The following is an 18,654-nucleotide window of genomic DNA, read 5'->3' as shown; positions in this document are numbered from 1 at the left end:
CAAAGTCCCCCTTTTTAAGGGGGATTTAGGGGGATCGACAATGTACCGCATAGCAGAGCAAACTGCTGTAATTTCTCTCCACAACAAGTTTTTACTCTGAGTTTTCGGTGAAAAACCAATAGCGAGCGAGACGCTCGCACTACTGTTCCCTCCTACCCACACTTTTTGTGTCTCCCTCATCTTCCCCATCTCCCCCTCACCTCACCACTCCCTACAACAAACCCTAATTAGACCGAATCGCTTGACCTGTTCTTTCATCAAAGAAATGAACTTTATCCGCGTTAATCGATAACCAAATTTGATCGCCGACTTTGACGACATGATCAGCAGGGATTCGGGCTTGTAATCGAATCTTCCGATCCAGCTTAACTAATAAATAGGTATCATTGCCCAAGGCTTCGACTTGTTCAACAGTAACCGATAAGTTTTTCGGGGCGGGAACACTGACACTCAAATGTTCGGGACGAATTCCTAAAATTAAAGATCGTCCATCATATTCTTGCAGAAAGGGTTGCCAAACCTCTGGAAGCGTGAGCCGAAATTGGCGATGCTGAATCAGCAGGGGCGCTTTAAATTGAACCGGAATAAAGTTCATCGGCGGTGAACCGATAAATTCGGCGACAAAGCGATTGGCGGGGTGGTTATAGAGTTCGAGGGGAGGGGCGATTTGCTGAATTTCCCCCTGATTCATCACCGCAATGCGATCGCCCATCGTCATGGCTTCAGTTTGATCGTGGGTGACATAGAGAGTGGTGGTTCCTAACTGGCGTTGTAAGCGCACGATTTGACTGCGGGTTTCCGCCCGGAGTTTGGCGTCTAGATTGGAAAGGGGTTCATCCATGAGAAAGACTTGGGGGTTCCGGGCGATCGCACGCCCGAGGGCGACTCGTTGCTTTTGTCCCCCGGATAGCTGTTTGGGGCGTCGATTCAGCAGGGGTTCAATTTGCAGGAGTTTGGCGACGTAGCGCACCTGATCATCAATCGCCCGTTCGCGATCGGAGAAATAACGCCATTGTTTGGGAAGCGATCGCGTCATCCTAATTAAAGCATTCTCCACCCACAGGGGTTTCTCGGTGGTAGGCTTTTCGTAGGCTAATCCCACCCTTGTTCGCCGCAAGCCAAAGGCAATATTATCGTAGACCGTCAGGTGTGGATAAAGGGCATAATTTTGAAACACCATGGCAATATTGCGGGCTTTTGGGGGTAAATCATTTACCATGCGATCGCCTACCCAAATTTTCCCCCCGGTTAATTCCTCTAATCCCGCAATCACCCGCAGCAGGGTGCTTTTACCACACCCCGAAGGACCCACCAATACCATAAACTCGCCATCGTAGACTCTCAGATTAATCCGCCGCAAAACATTCACGCTTCCCGATGACGCCGAGGATGAATCAACGGCTATCAGTGGCGCTTCATCCGTAGGAGTCAGCAAGGGTTCTGTTGTCACAGGCGCAACAGTTGACCTGTCTTGGCGACTAGGAAAGCTTTTGTAAACGTTTTCGAGAACAACCTGGGACACGATGGTGACTGGGGATGAGCGACAGTGATAGAGGTAACTATACTATTATGTTCTTTTGCGTCAACAACTGAAGTCCCGAACCCAAGTCCTCGGTGAGAAGCAGGTTATCAAACTGGGTTCGTAGTTGGTACTTTAGTACCATCAGCGCTTTAGCGCTGACTACAAACTCTAAACTTGGAGTGAATTTTTTCATCTGCGATCGCCAGGGCTTTTCTCCGTTTACTTGTTCAGTAGTTCCATTGATTGAGAATAATAAATTGACTCAGATAAAACTCCTTTTTCTTCTAAACGATAGCGTTCTTCGTCTGCTTCTAACTTGATCAGATCTCGATGACTTTCGCAGTAATGGATCACTTCATAGATTGCGGGTAGAGGCAAATCCCAATTTTCTGCGGCTTGTTCGGGTGTCATTTCATTGACAATCTTATCTTGCCAAACTGTTGAAGCCAGGAGTTTGCGTCCTTTTATGTAAAGTTGGCGTCGCCACGGATGGGGACGTGCCACCAGATAGTGCCAGTTTTCCTGCAGGTTGGTATCTTCTAGGGATTGAATGATCGCACTGATCAGGGCGAGGCGATCGCTTACAGATAATTGGTTAACCTGTTCTTTGATCTCTTCCAAAGACATAGAGATACTCCGACCCATGCTGGTGTCTATGTACAACTCGATCTAGTTTATCCAAATACGCGATCGCTCTGTTCATTCTCGCTGGTTATTGCTGAAGTTGGTAGCTTTTATCCTGTAGGGTGGGCAAACATTATTAACTTGAAAATGCTGATGTTATCGTTTGTTACGTTTGCCCACCTCACGGTAACGTGGGATTTATTATTGGTGTGGCAAGATTTCAGGAGAGGGACAGTATCAGATAGATAAGGAAGGGCGGGTTTTGTTGAGAGTTATCGGTAAATACTCGAATTAAACGGCTAAACCTGCTCCTACAATTGAGGCTTAAACTATGTTTATGATAGGCTTTATATTTATACATCTCAGTCATCAACCTTCTGTCCTCTGCCTTCTGTTCTCAATTCGATATTATCCTAACATTTTTAGCACAAGCTCCTTTGGCGGTTTGCTTGACTTCGACTTCAACAAGTGTGCCTTTTGCCAATTTGGATAAACAGTGGGGATTGATATACCCTTCGCGAAAATAAATATCCTCACTGCCATCATCGGGGATAATATATCCCCAGTGATAACCTTGCTCGTGGTATTTGATAAATTTGACTGAACCTTGTTTAAATACAGGTTTAGCGGTTGGTTTGGATGGTGAGGAGAGTTGCTCAGACAAATGTAGGAGTCGTTGGTTTTCTGGTGCAACAGCTAGCGCTCTTTGACAATAACGGATGGCTTCCTCACGTCGGTTTAGCTTAGTGAGAGCATAAGTCAATTCGCCTGTTACAATCTGGAGTCCGCGAGGATTTTGCAAATGCTCATCAATGGTGAAACCTTTGTCAAATTCGATAATTGCCTGTTCTGTATCACCTTTGGCAAGAAAGGCTTGACCCATAGCTGTGTGAACTTTGGCGAGGTGGGATGAGTCGTCTAGTTGTTCACCCAGTTTCACACTTGCTCGGAAATACATGAAAGCTAACTCGATTTTCTCCTCAGTTCTCTGCTTGTAGAGTACCTGACCTAAACTATTCAAAATCATGGCTTGTCCGCGTTGGTCTTCCAGTTTCTGGGCTAAATCGTAGCTGCGGCGAAGAATTTTCTCAGCATCATACCATTTCTGCTGTCGCTCTAGCACTCCACCTAAACTGTTTAATACCATGGCTAAAGATTGGGGGTCATTTAATTCTTCTGAAATAGCTTGGCTGCGTCGGAGAATGTCCTCGGCTTCATCAAGACGCCCTTGTCGCTTTAGCACTCCACCTAAACTATTTAATATAATGGCTTGTCCGTGTTGGTCTTCGAGTTTCTGGGCTAAATCGTATCTGCGGCGAAAAATTTTCTCAGCATCATGGCATTTCTGCTGTCGCACTAGCACTCCACTTAAGCTGTATAATACCATGGCTAAAGATTGGGGGTCATTTAATTCTTCTGAAATAGCTTGGCTGCGTCGGAGAATGTCCTCGGCTTCATCAAGACGCCCTTGTCGCTTTAGCACTCCACTTAAGCTGTTTAATACCATCACCAGACTATGTTGGTTGTCCAACTCCTCGCAGATAGCCTGACTACGCCGGAGAAATTGTTCCGCTTCGTCTAAGCGCCTGTGCTGCTGTAACCAGAAACACCCCAGCTCATGTAATACTACCGCCTGACTGGTGCGTGCGATCACCCACTCTTGTTGATCATCAAGTTGTTTGCTAATATCAACACTACGTTGGAAAGCATCTACGGCTTCATCAAAGCGACCTTGATCAAGCAGCACCATGCTTAAGCGGTTAAGTGTTCTTGCCAAACTACTTTGGTTACCTAGCTGTTCCTCGATTGTGATAATGCGCTCAAGAGTATCGAGAGTCTCTGCAATCCGACCTTGCTCTCGTAGTAAGCCACTCAAACTACTCAGAGTCATTGCCAAACCACGTTGATTGCCTAAGTTATCCTCAATAGCAACAATACGATAGAGAGTATCGATAGCCTCTACAATCTGACCTTGTTCTTGTAGTAATCTACTGATACTACTAAGTCCCATGGTTAGACTCCGTGGGTCATCGATAGCTTGGCTTATTGCAACCACCTGTTGAAAAGCTTCGATAGCTTCATCACGCTTTTCTTGCTGCTGGAATACTCCACCTAAGCGGTGGAGTCCAATTGCCATTTGGCGTTGGTCATCGAGAGTTTGGCTAATTTCAACCTGACGTTGGAAAGCGTGGATGGCTTCATCGAGGCGTCCAAGCTGCTGGAATACTCCACCTAAGCAGTTAAATCCAATTACCAATGAGCGTTGGTCATCGATAGCTTGGCTAATCTCAACCCCCTGTTGGAAAGCTTCGATAGCTTTATCGAGTTGTCCAAGCTGTTGGAATATTCCACCTAAGCAGTTAAATCCAATTGCCATTTGGCGTTGGTCATCGATAGCTTGACTAATCTCAACCACCTGTTGGAAAGCGTGGATGGCTTCATCGAGTCGTCCTTGCTGCTGAAGCTGCTGGAATACTCCACCTAAGCAGTTAAATCCAATTGCTAATGAGCGTTGGTCATCGATAGCTTGGCTGATTTCAATCCGACGTTGGAAAGCTTCGATGGCTTCATCAAACCGTCCAAGTTTCTGGAATACTCCACCTAAGCAGTTAAATCCAATTGTCAATGAGTGTTGTTCATTGAGAGTTTGGCTGATCTCAACCTGACGTTGGAAAACTTGGATGGCTTCATCAAGCTGTCCTTGCTGTTGAAATACTCCACCTAAGCAGTTAAACCCAATTGCTAATGAGTGTTGGTCATCAATAGCTTGGCTGATTTCAATCCGACGTTGGAAAGCTTCGATAGCTTCATCGAGGCGTCCAAGCTGTTGGAATACTCCACCTAAGCAGTTAAGTCCAATTGCCAATGAGCGTTGGTCATCGAGAGTTTGGCTAATTTCAACCTGACGTTGGAAAGCTTGGATGGCTTCATCAAGCTGTCCTTGCTCCTGGAATGCTCTACCCAAGCAGTTGAGTCCAATTGCCATTTGGCGTTGGTCATTGAGAGTTTGGCTGATTTCAACTACCTGTTGGAAAACTTGGATGGCTTCATCGAGGCGTCTTTGCTGTTGGAATACTCCACCTAAGCAGTTGAGTCCAATTGCCATTTGGCGTTGGTCATTAAGAGTTTGGCTGATTTCAACTACTTGTTGGAAAGCTTGGATGGCTTCATCAAGCTGTCCTTGCTCCTGGAATGCTCTACCCAAGCAGTTGAGTCCAATTGCCATTTGGCGTTGGTCATGGAGAGTTTGGCTGATTTCAACTACCTGTTGGAAAGCTTGGATAGCTTCATCGAACTGTCTTTGCTGCTGGAATACTCCACCTAAGCAGTTAAGTCCAATTGCCAGTTCGCGTTGGTCATCGAGAATTTGGCTGATTTCAATCCGACGTTGGAAAGCTTCGATAGCTTCATCGAGTTGTCCAAGCTGCTGGAATACTCCACCTAAGCAGTTAAATCCAATTGCCAGTTCGCGTTGGTCATCGAGAGTTTGGCTAATCTCAACCTGACGTTGGAAAACTTGGATGGCTTCATCGAACCGTCTTTGTCGCTGTAGTATTATACCCAGATTAGTTCGCCATTTTGCCTCATAACGCTGACGGGTTGCTTCTACCTCTATTTTGCTCAGAATGTCTGGAATTAGAGTGAGTACCTCTTCAGCCCTTGACCATTCACCGAGTAGAGACAGATAATTAACCTGCTGAATCAAAAATTCTACAGCCTTATTCCAATCTTCATTCAATCTTGCTAACAATTGGAATCCTGACATAAAGTCAACCGCCTGTTGCCAGTAGCCATATTGTTTAAAAAAAGGCTGAAGACAGAAAGCAAAACCGTACTGAGATTTTTGTTGGCGCTTCGTTGTTGTTTCCTGTCGCTGTAACCACTGGGCTGCCAGAATAATGTCGTCTAAGTCCTCTGCTATTTCAGCCGCGATATTGACTTCACTGGATTTCACCAATTCGATAAAAAACTGCCCGTGTCGTTCTGCCGCCACCTCTTGTAACTGGCGCGTTTCTGCCAATTCCTGAGCAAATAAGCGAATCAGGGGGTGAAAGACAAAGCGATTTTCTCCCACCTCCGCATAATTAAGCAGGGAAAGTTGGTAAAGACAATCCAGATACTCTTGCGCTATCCACTCGTCCTGACAATTCCCCACTACCATCGCCGTGCGCCGGGAAAACCCCTCTTTAGCACAAACACTCAGACAGGCAAAAAAGTCAATCTCGTCTGGCTCAAGTAACTCTACACTTAAGGTTAACGAGGCAATGACATTTAACTCCTCGTCTCCTCGCACTTTCAGTCGAGTCAATCGCGTCTTTTCTTCCCGTAATGATGCCGCATAATCTGCCAAACTCCGCCGTTTTTGCCGCAATGCTGCACCGACAATTTGTAACGCTAGGGGTAACTTCCCGACTAACTGAATAATTTCCCTCGCTGCTTCCTCCTCCGCCACCACCCGTTCTTCACCCAAAATCCGCTGCAGCAAAAGCCAGGAATCGGGTTCCGGAAGGGGAGGAAGGTCAATTGTACCTTGATCGGGGATATCTAAGGATAAAGGGAGATTGCGATCGCGGGTTGTAATAATTACGGCACATCGATTCCCACCTGGACGTAATACCTTAATCTTTGGCTGATCCGCATTATCAAAAATCAGCAACATCCGCCGATGAGCAAACATTTCCTGCATAATTGTGGCAGCATCTCGCTCATCCTCCGGATCAAGTTCCGCCCCAATCCGGCGAACAAACTCCCGCGCAATGGTATCCACATCCTTCCCATTCACCTGTATCCCAATCACCCCATCGGGGAATTCGCCGCGATACTGGGTAGCAAAGTGACAAGCGAGGGCTGATTTACCAATTCCCCCCGCACCTGCTAACCCAACAATGCTGCACAGTTTTGATCCTTGGCGCTGGAGGAGTAAATCTTCGAGTTGTTGCAATTCTTGCTCTCGCCCGGTAAATGTGGAGACATCAAGCTGGGGTAAGATGAAGGGAATAGAGGATGATTTTTGGCGATTAGATTCACCTCGGAACTCGTACTCCCATCCCTGATCATCCAAAGCGTCAATATCGGCAATTAAACACCTGAGTTTTTCTTGATCCTCTAGACCAATCCACTCAATTTCCACCAGATTATTCAGACATGAAAGCAACTCAGTCTTTCCTTCCGAAATCAGCAGTTCGACGAGTTCCGTAAAAAAGACAAAATTATTGCTATTGTCCCACTTAATTTTGCTGCTTAGGCGTTCAAACCCCAGGTAAGCCAAAAGTGCTTTACGTTCTCTCACGGTTTGAGTGGTTGGCATTCTCACTAAAAACCGTAATAGTTGGGGCTTGAGTTTCATCACTGACAGCTATTCCAGACAGTCTTTGGGCTTCAGGATTAAGCTGTTGTCCCTGAACGAATCCGTTCTGCCAGTTCCGGAGGCAAATCAGCGAGAATCCTACTTACCAGTATGCCTTCATTCCGAAAATAACGGCGTTGTGTAGTCGGTTCGAGAATATTTCCCCCCGCATGATGCAGGGCGACGACATCCCATCGATCATTAAATACAGGTGAACCCGAAGAACCATTTAACGTAGACGTGACATACTGAACCACATCTCCACCTAAATACTCAACAAAATTATTCTGAAGGGAAATCTGTTTCGGTTGACCTAATGGATGCTGAATAATATTAACCCGTTCCCGCCGCCGAATTGTTGTCTCCACCAAGGATAACCATCCCCATTGATTTCCCGGTTCTCCAACCAATTGCACCACGGTATAATCTAAAGCCGAGTTAGTCTGAAAAATCCCATCAACCTGAGCGCGATATTCATCGGGTTGCTGTGCCTCTCCCTGAAAATTTTCCTCATAAATTGACTTTATGATGGGGTTGAGTAAAGGGCGACCCGATCAGATTGAGTGGAGGGGCGTTGTTAATTGATGCAAGCGGGTCGCCCCTACCGTTTAGACTAAAGGTGATAGGCTCCTAGATAATCAAAATTCAAATTATAAATTATATCTTTTAACCCGTTTTAACGGGTTTTAGCTTTTAGCCAGAACTTTAGTTCCGGGCTAACCCCCGTTGAGATAGAGGTTTCATTTTTTCGCCTCGGCTGCGATTAACATCGTTGCAGCATATTCATTATTAGGTTGAATTTCCAGCGCCTTTTTCAGAGACGCGATCGCGTCATCAAATCGTTCTAATTCCATATAGGCTTCGGCTTTGTTAATCCAAGCGTTTGCAGAATTAGGTTTAAGCTGAATGGCGCGATCAAGAACCGGAATCGCTTTCTCCGGTTGACCTAATAAAATCAACGCCACGCCTTGATTAATCCAGGCTTCGGCAAAATCTGGCTTCAGGGTTGTCGCTTTTTCGTAGAGGTTTAATGCTTCTTGATGTCTTCCTAACTGATCCAACGCCGCACCCTTACTCCATAATGCTTCCGGATAATCAGGGTTAATGGCTAAAGCGTGATCGCACGCTTGAATCGCTTCGGTTGGACGAACCTGAGTGTTTAAATCATAGCAGCGTTGCCAATGGGTTTTGGCGTTGGCGGTATTAGGGGAAGGAGAAGCCGATGGAACAGGGGATGGTGTGGGCTGAACCTTTGTTGGCTTTGGCGCTGCGGGAGTTGGTGTTGGCGTTGCTGGTTTGGGGGGTGCAGGATTTTGAGTTACTGGGGGTGACTTTTTCACAGAAGGGGAAGGAGTTGATTCCGGTGAAGGAACAGAAGAGGATTGGTTATTGGGTTTTGGTGGATCAGGAGTAGGCTGTTCAGAGGTGGGTGATTCTGAGTCTGAACTGGGATTCGTTTTTGTCTCTTCGGTGGGGGAAGATTCAAGGGATGATGTAGGGGAGGATTGAGTTGCAGAGTTCGCAGAATTAACAGTTAACTCCTGACTCTGATTTGTCGTTTTGCTGGTAAACTGCGGAATCAGCCGTGTTGTCGCGACTCCAGCAATTCCGCCGACAATGCCTAAAATTGCTACAATCCACCAAAGATTCAGCCCTCGTTTTGGGTTGGAACCAGGTGTAACAATTGTCGGGACTGAACTCCCTGATGCGGGTTGGGAATTCCGCCAAGTTTCGGGTAAGTGAGTGGTACTGGTGTCTGAGGGGGATGGGGCTGGGGAATCTGGAAGACTTCTCTGCAAACCTTTCTCCTGCAAGGAGAGAGGCGTTGAATGTTCTGGAAGCGATGCTGTGGTGTCTGCGGAATCGGGTAATCGTTGGGTTGTATCGGAGGCTGGGATATCGCTGGAGAGACGTTGCAGGGCGTCTAGGGCTTCGGTGGCGGTTTGATAGCGATCGCGGAAATCATACCGAATCATCTGATCCAAAACCTCAGCCAGGTTGAGACTAACATGAGGAGCTAAATCACGCCACTGGATTTCTCCTGTCTCTGGATTTTCCCGTAGCAATCGAGGATGTGTCCCGGTTAAGGCTTGAATCCCTAATATACCCACCGCATACACATCACTACTAAACCGGGGTTGTCCACCCAACTGTTCTTTAGGAACATAGCCTTGAGTCCCAATGGAAATGGTTAAATTGGTTTGTCCCGATTGAGGATGACTAAATTGAGTGGTAACTTGCTTCACCGCACCAAAGTCAATTAGGACAATTTTGCCATCCTGTTGGCGGCGAATCAGATTAGAGGGTTTGATATCGCGATGAATCACATTTTGCTCATGGACATACGCCAAAACCTGGAGAATATCCTCTAGTAGGGCAATGGTTTTAGATTCTAACCATTGTTGACCTTTTTTCAATTCCTGGGTGAGGGGATTGCCAAGAATTAATTCTTGTGCTAAATAAAATTCCTGATTCTCTTCAAAATGTGCCAGCAGCCGGGGAATTTGGTCATGATTACCCAGTTGATAGAGGACTTGAGCTTCGGTGTCAAATAGGCGTCTAGCGGTTTCCAGACTGGCGGGGTCAGTGGTTTTAGGTTGAAGTTGCTTAATCACACATTGGGGGTGTCCGGGTAAGTGGAGATCTTGCGCCAGAAAGGTTTGACCAAATCCGCCTATTCCCAGTTGACGCTCGATTTTATAGCGTCCACCGAGGGGTTGGTCGGTATTCGTGGATTGAAATCGACGGAAAAGATTGAAGCTCATACCCTACCGCTCATTACAGGAAAAATGCATCCTTGACCTATTATCTTAATTATTTTTAACGATATGATTTGGATAGTGACCTAATCATCATTATCCTTATCCAGAATCCTTTACCCGATTGTTGAATCGACGACCCAAAAAATTTGACGTGACAACAGGCGTTGCGGTTTCAGCAAATGCCTGCATCATCACTCGAAAAATGGGAACCATTACTATAACAGGTGTTCGAGGTCTACCACGTCTATGTATATTCAATTAACCTGGGAAGATCCAGAAATGGGGGAAGTCAAGCGATCGCTCTTAACTGCACCGATCGCGATCGGTCGAGAATTGGAGCAAATGCCGGAATATTGGGGAGGAGAGTCGGTATCTCGGTTAGAACTGGCTAACCCAGAGATTTCGCGGTTTCATGTCCTGATTACGGTGGCAAAGAACCAAATGTATATTACCGATCAACGTAGTGCTAACGGTACCTTTCTGAATGGGCGACCCCTGCGCCAAGCCAATCAACCCATTTCCTTTAAAGATACCCTACGAATGGGTCCCTATAAAATGACCGCCACCTTAGTCCACAGCAATGATCTCAACGCCACCGCCCAGAGTCCCAATGTATCCAGTTTTACACCATCGATGAAGTCTATCCCCCAAAAGAAAGTGGTGATCTGGGCGATTGGAATCGGCGTTCTCTTGTTAACCACATTTGGTGCATGGGCAGTAGCCAGCACTATTTTAGAGCGATCGCGCCCTCAACCGTCGCCCACAGCGCCGTCTAGTAGTCGTCTGGTGAAATGAAGCAGGGGGAGCGGGGGAAGCGGGGGAAGCGGAGGGAGTTGGGAAGGAGTAACTTAGAGTTGATTTTGAGTAGTAAGTATTGGGTTGAGTCGAGAAAGATGAGTAGAAACCTATTGAAAAGTCATAGAGAGTTAGAAATTTATAAGATGGCGTTTGATTCAGCAATGATAATTTTTGAGTTATCCAAAAAATTTCCTGTAGAAGAGCGATATTCTTTAACTGACCAGATTCGTCGTTCTTCTCGCTCAGTTTGTGCCAATCTCGCAGAAGCATGGCGTAAAAGACGATATGAAGCTGCCTTTATTGCTAAATTGAATGACTGTGAAGCAGAAGCGGCTGAAACTCAAACTTGGATAGAGTTTGCTGTTAAATGTAGCTATATGGATATTCAAATCGGTCGAGAAGTTTATGGAACATACAACCAAGTTTTAACAGGTTTCATCAACATGATTAACAATCATTCACCTTGGCTTATGAAGCATTAAATTTATCCAATTAGTGATTTCTTCCATCCGGCGCTAGTAGCCATTTGTGAAAATAACCCATCCCTAAAAATGCTCCCTCAGCTCCCCCGGCTCCCTCTAAGACGTTGGCGGTTTATCCTGTTAGCATTGCTGACACTGCTACTAACATTGAACCCATTTCCCAGCGTTGCCCAAACATCTCCAACAAATCATAATAACAAAGCACCAATTGTGCTAGATGGTCGCGTTCTCTTACAGGTAAGAAGTTTAAATAATAACTATACAGCAGAAAATCGGGCAAAGCGGATCAACGATATTTTGGCGCAAGCGGTGCAATCCTCTCAACCTGTCAGCGTTGAAGTGAATCAGACAGAGGATCAAACCACGCTGACTATTCCTTCCTTGCCTGAGTCAGACCATTTACTCACTGTAACCGATAAGGATGTCTTACCAGAACTTACTGCTCTTCAGCAAGCCCGAATTTGGCAGAGAATTCTGGAACGGGCATTTGTGCAAGCCCAATTTGAGCGATCGCCCGCCTATATTCGTCAGGCGTTAGGCTTTGTCCTTGGGGCGATACTGGTTGCGATCGCGATTCATGTTGGTTTACTGTTTCTAGGAAAATGGGTGTCTCATCGCTTGAGAGTGTGGCTAGGACAACCCACCTCCTCGTTTCACGCCTGGGAAGATCCCGCCCAATTCATGGTACGCCTTGCCCAACTAGGGTTACAGGGCGGATTATGGATTGCGATCGCCTATTATGTGACCGATTTGTTTCCCGCCAGTCGGATTTGGCGCTATGAGTTATTTGATTTTATCGCGAAGGTTTTTGATATTCTCAATGCGCCAGTGATTAGCTTAGGTAGTAGTAAATATTCTGCCCTAGAATTACTATTGCTTTTGGGCTTAACTGTTGGATTGTGGTTTGCGGTTAGTTCTCTGACTAAGCTGTTTAAATCCTATGTCTTAGCCCACACCGGGGCTGAACCCAGATTGCAAGAGGTGATTACTGTCCTCACTCAGTATGTTCTCACCTTTCTCGGATTGATTGTCCTGTTACAAATTTGGGGTTTAGATGTTGGATCTTTAACCATTCTTGCCAGTGTTCTCGGTGTGGGGATTGGGTTTGGGGTTCAGAATATTGCCAATAACTTTATTAGCGGGATTATTATTACCTTTGAACGCCCCATCCAAATCGGTGATTTTGTCAAAGTCGGTGATTTACTGGGAACCGTAGAACGCATTGGCGCACGTAGTACGGAGATTTGTACGTTAGATCAAGTTACGATTATCGTACCCAACTCACGCTTTTTAGAGACTGAGGTAATTAACTGGAGTCACGGGAATCCGATTTCTCGGCTGCGGATTCCTGTGGGTGTGGCGTATGGATCAGATATCGATAAAGTCCAAACCGCGTTACTCGAAGCTGTCAAAAATCATCCCGAAGTGCTGCTGCAACCGCCGCCTCAGGTATGGTTTCAAGGGTTTGGGGAGAGTTCCCTAGACTTTGATTTACTGGTGTGGACAGGAGAACCGAAGAAACAGTTTAAAGTTAAAAGTGATCTCAACTATCGGATTGAGGCATGTTTGCGACATCATACGATTGAGATTCCCTTTCCACAACGGGATTTACATCTGCGATCGCCTAAACTTGACGAAATTTTCAACCTGTTATTATATCGGGATGCATCAACATCGTCTCCTCGATCAATTGAGCCGACGAATGGTGATCAATCAAACCCTACTCCCCTTTCTCAACCGCAAGATTCCCTCGCAGCTACGACTGAGATATCCGGATCAGTATCCCGGACAATCACTCCAGCCAAAACCCTAACCGAGACAGAAATTGAAGCATTAGTTGCAGCGATGCGGGGTGTAGATGGTGTGGAAATAAAAGACCGCCGCTATCGAGGAAATCTTTATCCTCAATGCTTCATTGGTGCAGAAGCCGTGGAATGGCTAGCACAACGGACTCAGGGTTCTCGACAAGAAGCAATTCGCATCGGACAAATTTTGATTGATAGCGGTATTATCCATCATGTTATTGATGATTATCCGTTTCAAGATGATTATTCATTTTATCGATTTTATCGGGATAATCGTCTGGTATGACTTGATACCAAGTTGCATTCAAAGCTTTCCCTTCCCCTGCTTCCCCTGCTTCCCCTGCTTGTCCTATTTACTATGTTTGAGCGTAACTCGGTATGAAGCTAGGTATCGGAGATCGGACTCATGACAGGGTGATGCCTATTGCCCATTGCCCATTGCCTATTGCCCATTGCCTATTGCCCATTGCCTAGCGCTATATGGCAAGGCGGAAACTATTGGGCGGTTTTATCGAGTTTTTTACTTTTTGAGTTTACCTTGGCAGATGAACCCGAAAAATTCAGGGCTGTTTAAGGGTTTAACGGCGATTAACGCCAAGTAGAAACGTATAAGCAACTTGATTACCCCGGTAAGACGGTTGAATTTGGAAAATTTTAGGAGGTAATGCTGTGAAGCTGAAGATTATCGCTTTTTCACTGTTGTTGGGTTTGACATCATTGCTGGGAGCTTGCCAGACTGATACAACTACACCTGAGGAGACGGGTGTAGAAGAGCCAACTCCAGCAGAAGAAACTGAGGTTATACCTGGTGAGGAAGAGGCTATGCCTGGTGAGGAAGAGGCTATGCCTGGTGAGGAAGAAACTATGCCTGGTGAGGAAGAGGCTATGCCTGGTGAGGAAGAGGCTATGCCTGGTGAGGAAGAGGCTATGCCTGGTGAGGAAGAAGAAGACGGTGAGGCTACGCCCTAAACCTAGCTTGATCAGAACGTGAACAGCTTACCTTGGGAGCGACAGGTCATAGAAACAGGTGTCAGCGATGAGACTTTTACTCGTGGAAGATGATGAGCGCATTACCGATGCCCTAGAAGAAGATCTCACCGATCAACATTATGCGATCGATGTGGCGCATGATGGAGAGGAGGGGTTAAATCTCGCTGATTCTGTCACTTATGACTTAATTTTGCTCGACATTATGTTACCCAAAATCGATGGGATTACACTTTGTCGGCGACTACGCTCCCAAGGCTGTAGCACTCCGATTCTGATGCTAACGGCTAAGGATACAATTACGGATAAGGTGGTGGGATTGGATGCCGGAGCTGATGACTATTTGGTTAAACCTTTTGACTTAGAAGAGTTATCAGCTCGCATTCGAGCCTTACTGCGTCGGGGTGTTTCCACCGCCCCCCCGGTATTGGAGTGGGGTAAACTACGGTTAGATCCAAGTACCTGTGAAGTGTTTTATGAAGATAACCTCCTATCGCTTTCACCTAAAGAATATTCGCTGTTAGAATTTTTCTTACGCCATGGTCGTCGTGTGTTTAGCCGCGCTCAAATCTTAGAACACCTGTGGCCCTTTGAGCGACTCCCGGAAGAAGCGACGGTTAAAGCGCATATCCGCAGTTTACGACAGAAACTTGAAGCTGGCGGCGCTCCCAGTGATTTGATTGAAACGGTTTATGGTTTGGGTTATCGTTTAAAACAATGATTGGTGATTGGGGAAGATTTATAATTTAAACCTTATAACTTAGTTAGGGCGGGTTTAGTGCAGTTAGAGGTTTTATCCTCAACCTTATCGCTAAAACCTAGCCCCTACAATCGGTCAGGGCAGGTTTTGAATAAATGTTATCATACATAGTGAAACGAAAGCACATCAACCCGCCCCTACACAGTCAAAACTCAGACGTAGGATGCTACGTTTCTACCGTTCTTAGAATGTTTCAAGGTTTACGCTGGCGTCTATTGTTGTCTTACCTAACTGTAATGGCAGCAATTTTGAGTCTCTTTGGCACGGGAGTTTATGTCTTTGTTAGCCGTAATCTTTATTACCAACTGGATAAAAAACTATTGACTCTGGCTCAAGCCGCCGCCGCCTCGTTTACGCCTGTCAAAATGAACGGGCGTCAATATCTTAATCAAGTGGATGCGGTTCCCTGGCGCGATATTTTTAATCGGGATCAGCAAAGCTTAGAATGGTTTGATGCCAAGGGTCAACTGTTGGCAAGTCGAGGCGCTCTAGAGTTGGACTCTCGACTCCGAGTCGGTTCTCAAACTCAAGAGGAAAAGCACAAGCCGAGACAGGTTCGCACGTATACCATTTCTGTGTTTAAAGATGGCTCAACCCCCAATCAGCCCTCTCTAGAAGGGTATATTCGCGCCTCGCAATCGATGGAGGATATCCAAATCGTCCAACGCCAAATGCTGTGGGGATTGGGAATGGGTGGTGTTATGGGGTTAGGTTTAGTGGGTTTAGGCGGACTGTGGTTGACACAGAAAGCGTTGGAGCCAATTGAGCAAAGTTTTCAGCAACTTAAGCAGTTTACGGCGGATGCGTCTCATGAGTTACGCAGTCCTTTAATGGCAATTAAAGCATCAGTTGATGTGATGCGAAATCATCCGGAACGAATTCATCCTAAAGATGCGAAAAAGTTAGCGGCGATCGCGAGTGCGACGGATCAGATGAGTCACTTATCAGAAGACTTGCTTTTTTTAGCGCGAAACGATAGTAAAATATCAACGCCTAGCCGTGAGAAAAGCACAATCTCTCTGAATAAGATTTTAAAGAACTTGCTGGAGTTATTAGAACCTTTTGCACAAGACAAAGAAGTTACACTCCAGTCTCAGTGGCTAGCCACAGTTTCTGTGGTAGGGGATGAATCACAACTGAGTCGTTTATTTTGTAACCTGCTGGAAAATGCGATTCAATATACGCCGACTCAAGGGAAAGTAGAGCTGATTTTAGCGAAAACTAATCGCTTTGCTATTGTTAGTGTTAAAGATACCGGAATTGGCATTGAGCGAGAACAGTTACCCTTTGTGTTTGATCGCTTCTGGCGGGCGGACAAAGCCCGTTCTCGCCGCGAGGGGGGGACAGGGTTAGGTTTAGCTATTGCTGCTGCGATCGCCCAGCGTCATGGCGGGAAAATTACGGTGACGAGTCAGGTTGGGGTGGGTAGCTGTTTTCAGGTGCGTTTACCCGCCGTTTAACTCCGGTTCTTTGCTATTGTAGGCTAGAGATTTCTCAACTCGCAGCCTCCTATGACAGCTAGCGCTCAGATCACTCAATTCCAGTACAAACCCCTACACAAGCCCAACCAGCTTATTTACGGTATGGGTCAGACAGCAGTGGTTACAGGTTGGACGGTAAAAGGTGCGATCGCGAAACAGTTACAACCTCACGAGTTTGCTGTTATCGGTCAACTCTACAGTCCGACGCGGGGTATCAGCCTGCTGATCCGAAATCTATTAGCGAATCCTCATGTCCGCTTTTTGGTTGTTCTCAACGCCACGAAGGAAGACCAAAATGCTGGGGGGGGGATATGCTTATTAGATTTTTTCCGCAATGGGTTTACTGAAGGGTTCAGCGATACAGGGCGTCGCTGTTGGGTGATTCAGTCTGCGATTCCTGGCTATATCGATATTGAAATTGAGGCTAATGCTTTGGAGACTCTCCGGCAATCGGTGGAGTGGCAAGAGGTAAAATCAATAGCTGAAGCGGTGAGTCAGGTTAAGTCTTATGCGGTGAGGGATAGGGTTGAACCCTGGGGTGCGCCGCTAGAATTTCCCCAAACAGAAGCCGTGCCAACCGTCTTACCTGGATCACGTTACGGACATCGGATTGAAGGCAAGACGATTGCTGAAACCTGGGTCAAAATTATTCATCGGATTAAAACAACGGGAACCCTTCGACCCACGGGCTATGATGGGCAATGGCAAGAATTAATTGATTTAATGGCAGTGGTGACGGATGAACCCCCAGGGTTCTATTTCCCTGAACCCAACTATTTGCCCTGCGATCGCGCTTTTATTCAGGAGTACATTCACCAAATTTTAGATGATGCGCCTTATCGAGAAGGTGTGAAATATACTTACGGTCAACGTCTCCGTTCGTGGTTTGGCAAAGACCAAATTGAGCAGATTATTACCAAATTAATTGGAGAAATTGATGCGGCGAGTGCAGTGATGTCTCTGTGGGATGTTAAAGACCACGAACAAGGGGGTAGTCCTTGTCTGAATCACCTTTGGGCGAGGGTTGTCGATAATGAGTTATCACTGACCGCGACTCTCCGCAGTAATGATATGTATATGGCGTGGCCCTCGAATGCCATGGGACTACGCGCCCTACAACAGTATATCCGAGACGAAATCGCCCAGCGCTCTAGTTATAACTTACGCATGGGACCATTAATTACTATCAGTCAGAGCGCTCATATTTATGATGACACCTGGGAAAATGCGGATCAGTTAATCCGAAAACAATATCCTGCAATTTGTCGAAATCGAGACTTTTATGACCCTGTAGGTAACTTTTTAATTGAAATTGAAGCCGACAAAATCGTTGTTAAACAAACAACTCCTGGTAGTGGCGAAGTCGTGGCTTGCTACTCAGGCAAAAATCCCCTAAAGCTGATTAGAGAAATTTGTGCAGCGTCCCCAGCCATTCAACCAGACCATGCTGCTTATTTGGGAATGGAGGTACAAAAAGCTGCTGAATCACTGAAAACAAATAAGCCCTATAGTCAGGATAGTAAATGACACCATTGAATCAAGATCGACCAACATGGGATGAATACTTCCTCATGCTGGCAAAACTTGCCGCTACTCGCTCAACGTGCTTGGCTTTTCCTGTTGGTGCGGTAATTGTTAAAAACAAACAAGTTTTAGCCACAGGCTACAATGGCTCACCCGCCGGATCAGCTCATTGTACAGAACAAGGATATTGTTATCCAGGTTTAAGTAGCTGTGATGCCAGTAAAGAGATGCCATCTCGCGCTGTTCACGCTGAAGCCAATGCGCTGGCACAAGCCGCTAAACATGGCATTGCGACGACTGATGCCAGTATTTACGTCACCCTAGAACCTTGTCTTTCTTGTCTAAAACTGATCATTTCTGCTGGAATCCATGAAGTCTTTTATGAAACTCCCTTTAACAGTGGAGGCAGTATTCTAGTTAGAGATTCATTTATCAATGAGGGTTTAGTTACCCTTAAGAAAATTCAGCTATCTGAGGAAACAGCAAAACGAGCAGCATCATTTCTATTAAATCCGACGTCTGTTGCTAGAGCTAGCGTATAACTGTGATCTCATGCCAAACT

Annotated in this window: 14 protein-coding genes; 9 read left to right on the top strand and 5 right to left on the bottom strand. The window is 46.1% G+C overall.

Translation table 11 applies throughout. The features are described from left to right. Positions 1-223: 223 nt before the first annotated feature. From RID53_RS11955 to RID53_RS11935, 5 genes are all read right to left on the bottom strand, one after another. The gene (locus RID53_RS11955) at positions 224-1,522 is read right to left on the bottom strand and encodes an ABC transporter ATP-binding protein (RefSeq protein WP_446388316.1); all 1,299 of its coding nucleotides are present in this window, start codon (positions 1,520-1,522) and stop codon (positions 224-226) included. Positions 1,523-1,741: 219 nt separating this feature from the next. Continuing rightward, positions 1,742-2,149, bottom strand: coding sequence for a hypothetical protein (locus RID53_RS11950; protein WP_446388315.1), 408 nt, complete (start codon positions 2,147-2,149; stop codon positions 1,742-1,744). Between the two features lie 394 nt (positions 2,150-2,543). Beyond that, on the bottom strand, positions 2,544-7,493 hold the full coding sequence (locus RID53_RS11945) for a tetratricopeptide repeat protein (RefSeq protein WP_446388314.1): 4,950 nt from the start codon (positions 7,491-7,493) through the stop codon (positions 2,544-2,546). A 38-nt stretch (positions 7,494-7,531) separates the two neighbouring features. Further along, positions 7,532-8,011 (bottom strand): trypsin-like serine peptidase, encoded by a 480-nt coding sequence (locus tag RID53_RS11940; protein ID WP_446388319.1) that lies wholly within the window; start codon positions 8,009-8,011, stop codon positions 7,532-7,534. Positions 8,012-8,233: 222 nt separating this feature from the next. Further along, complete coding sequence (locus RID53_RS11935; RefSeq protein WP_446388313.1) at positions 8,234-10,258, bottom strand: protein kinase domain-containing protein; 2,025 nt, start codon at positions 10,256-10,258, stop codon at positions 8,234-8,236. Between the two features lie 243 nt (positions 10,259-10,501). On the opposite strand from RID53_RS11935, the gene RID53_RS11930 reads away from it, so the two are divergent. The 9 genes from RID53_RS11930 to RID53_RS11890 all read left to right on the top strand — a co-directional run bounded on the left by RID53_RS11930 (position 10,502) and on the right by RID53_RS11890 (position 18,634). Beyond that, on the top strand, positions 10,502-11,050 hold the full coding sequence (locus RID53_RS11930; RefSeq protein ID WP_446388312.1) for an FHA domain-containing protein: 549 nt from the start codon (positions 10,502-10,504) through the stop codon (positions 11,048-11,050). Positions 11,051-11,148: 98 nt separating this feature from the next. Beyond that, positions 11,149-11,535: a four helix bundle protein gene (locus RID53_RS11925; RefSeq protein ID WP_446388311.1), complete on the top strand. Its 387-nt coding sequence runs from the start codon at positions 11,149-11,151 to the stop codon at positions 11,533-11,535. A gap of 210 nt (positions 11,536-11,745) precedes the next feature. Next, complete coding sequence (locus RID53_RS11920; protein ID WP_446388310.1) at positions 11,746-13,626, top strand: mechanosensitive ion channel domain-containing protein; 1,881 nt, start codon at positions 11,746-11,748, stop codon at positions 13,624-13,626. Positions 13,627-13,764: 138 nt separating this feature from the next. After that, positions 13,765-13,914, top strand: a complete 150-nt coding sequence (locus tag RID53_RS11915; RefSeq protein WP_446388309.1) for a hypothetical protein — start codon at positions 13,765-13,767, stop codon at positions 13,912-13,914. 95 nt (positions 13,915-14,009) lie between these two features. Further along, on the top strand, positions 14,010-14,309 hold the full coding sequence (locus RID53_RS11910) for a hypothetical protein (protein WP_446388308.1): 300 nt from the start codon (positions 14,010-14,012) through the stop codon (positions 14,307-14,309). Between the two features lie 67 nt (positions 14,310-14,376). After that, the gene (locus RID53_RS11905) at positions 14,377-15,048 is read left to right on the top strand and encodes a response regulator transcription factor (protein ID WP_446388307.1); all 672 of its coding nucleotides are present in this window, start codon (positions 14,377-14,379) and stop codon (positions 15,046-15,048) included. 227 nt (positions 15,049-15,275) lie between these two features. Then, a complete protein-coding gene (locus tag RID53_RS11900) occupies positions 15,276-16,547 on the top strand; it encodes a sensor histidine kinase (protein ID WP_446388306.1) in 1,272 nt (423 codons plus the stop codon). Between the two features lie 51 nt (positions 16,548-16,598). After that, positions 16,599-18,095 carry a thymidylate synthase gene (locus RID53_RS11895; protein ID WP_446388305.1) on the top strand — a complete coding sequence of 499 codons (1,497 nt, stop codon included), beginning with the start codon at positions 16,599-16,601 and terminating at the stop codon, positions 18,093-18,095. Next, positions 18,092-18,634, top strand: coding sequence for a deoxycytidylate deaminase (locus tag RID53_RS11890; protein ID WP_446388304.1), 543 nt, complete (start codon positions 18,092-18,094; stop codon positions 18,632-18,634). Before RID53_RS11895 ends, RID53_RS11890 begins: the two co-directional genes overlap by 4 nt. The last annotated feature ends 20 nt before the right edge of the window (positions 18,635-18,654 follow it).

The organism is Coleofasciculus sp. B1-GNL1-01 (assembly GCF_040220235.1).
Classification (GTDB): domain Bacteria; phylum Cyanobacteriota; class Cyanobacteriia; order Cyanobacteriales; family Coleofasciculaceae; genus Coleofasciculus.
The sequence above is the reverse complement of the archived record's forward strand: the minus strand, read 5'-3'. Positions and strand labels throughout refer to the sequence as shown.

Bases quoted from the DNA above. Each gene is read 5' to 3' on its own strand.
- RID53_RS11905 (WP_446388307.1), top strand. From the start codon at position 14,377: ATGAGACTTTTACTCGTGGAAGATGATGAGCGCATTACCGATGCCCTA.
- RID53_RS11890 (WP_446388304.1), top strand. From the start codon at position 18,092: ATGACACCATTGAATCAAGATCGACCAACATGGGATGAATACTTCCTC.
- RID53_RS11925 (WP_446388311.1), top strand. From the start codon at position 11,149: ATGAGTAGAAACCTATTGAAAAGTCATAGAGAGTTAGAAATTTATAAG.
- RID53_RS11950 (WP_446388315.1), bottom strand. From the start codon at position 2,149: ATGTCTTTGGAAGAGATCAAAGAACAGGTTAACCAATTATCTGTAAGC.
- RID53_RS11945 (WP_446388314.1), bottom strand. From the start codon at position 7,493: ATGAAACTCAAGCCCCAACTATTACGGTTTTTAGTGAGAATGCCAACC.
- RID53_RS11930 (WP_446388312.1), top strand. From the start codon at position 10,502: ATGTATATTCAATTAACCTGGGAAGATCCAGAAATGGGGGAAGTCAAG.
- RID53_RS11895 (WP_446388305.1), top strand. From the start codon at position 16,599: ATGACAGCTAGCGCTCAGATCACTCAATTCCAGTACAAACCCCTACAC.
- RID53_RS11900 (WP_446388306.1), top strand. From the start codon at position 15,276: ATGTTTCAAGGTTTACGCTGGCGTCTATTGTTGTCTTACCTAACTGTA.
- RID53_RS11935 (WP_446388313.1), bottom strand. From the start codon at position 10,258: ATGAGCTTCAATCTTTTCCGTCGATTTCAATCCACGAATACCGACCAA.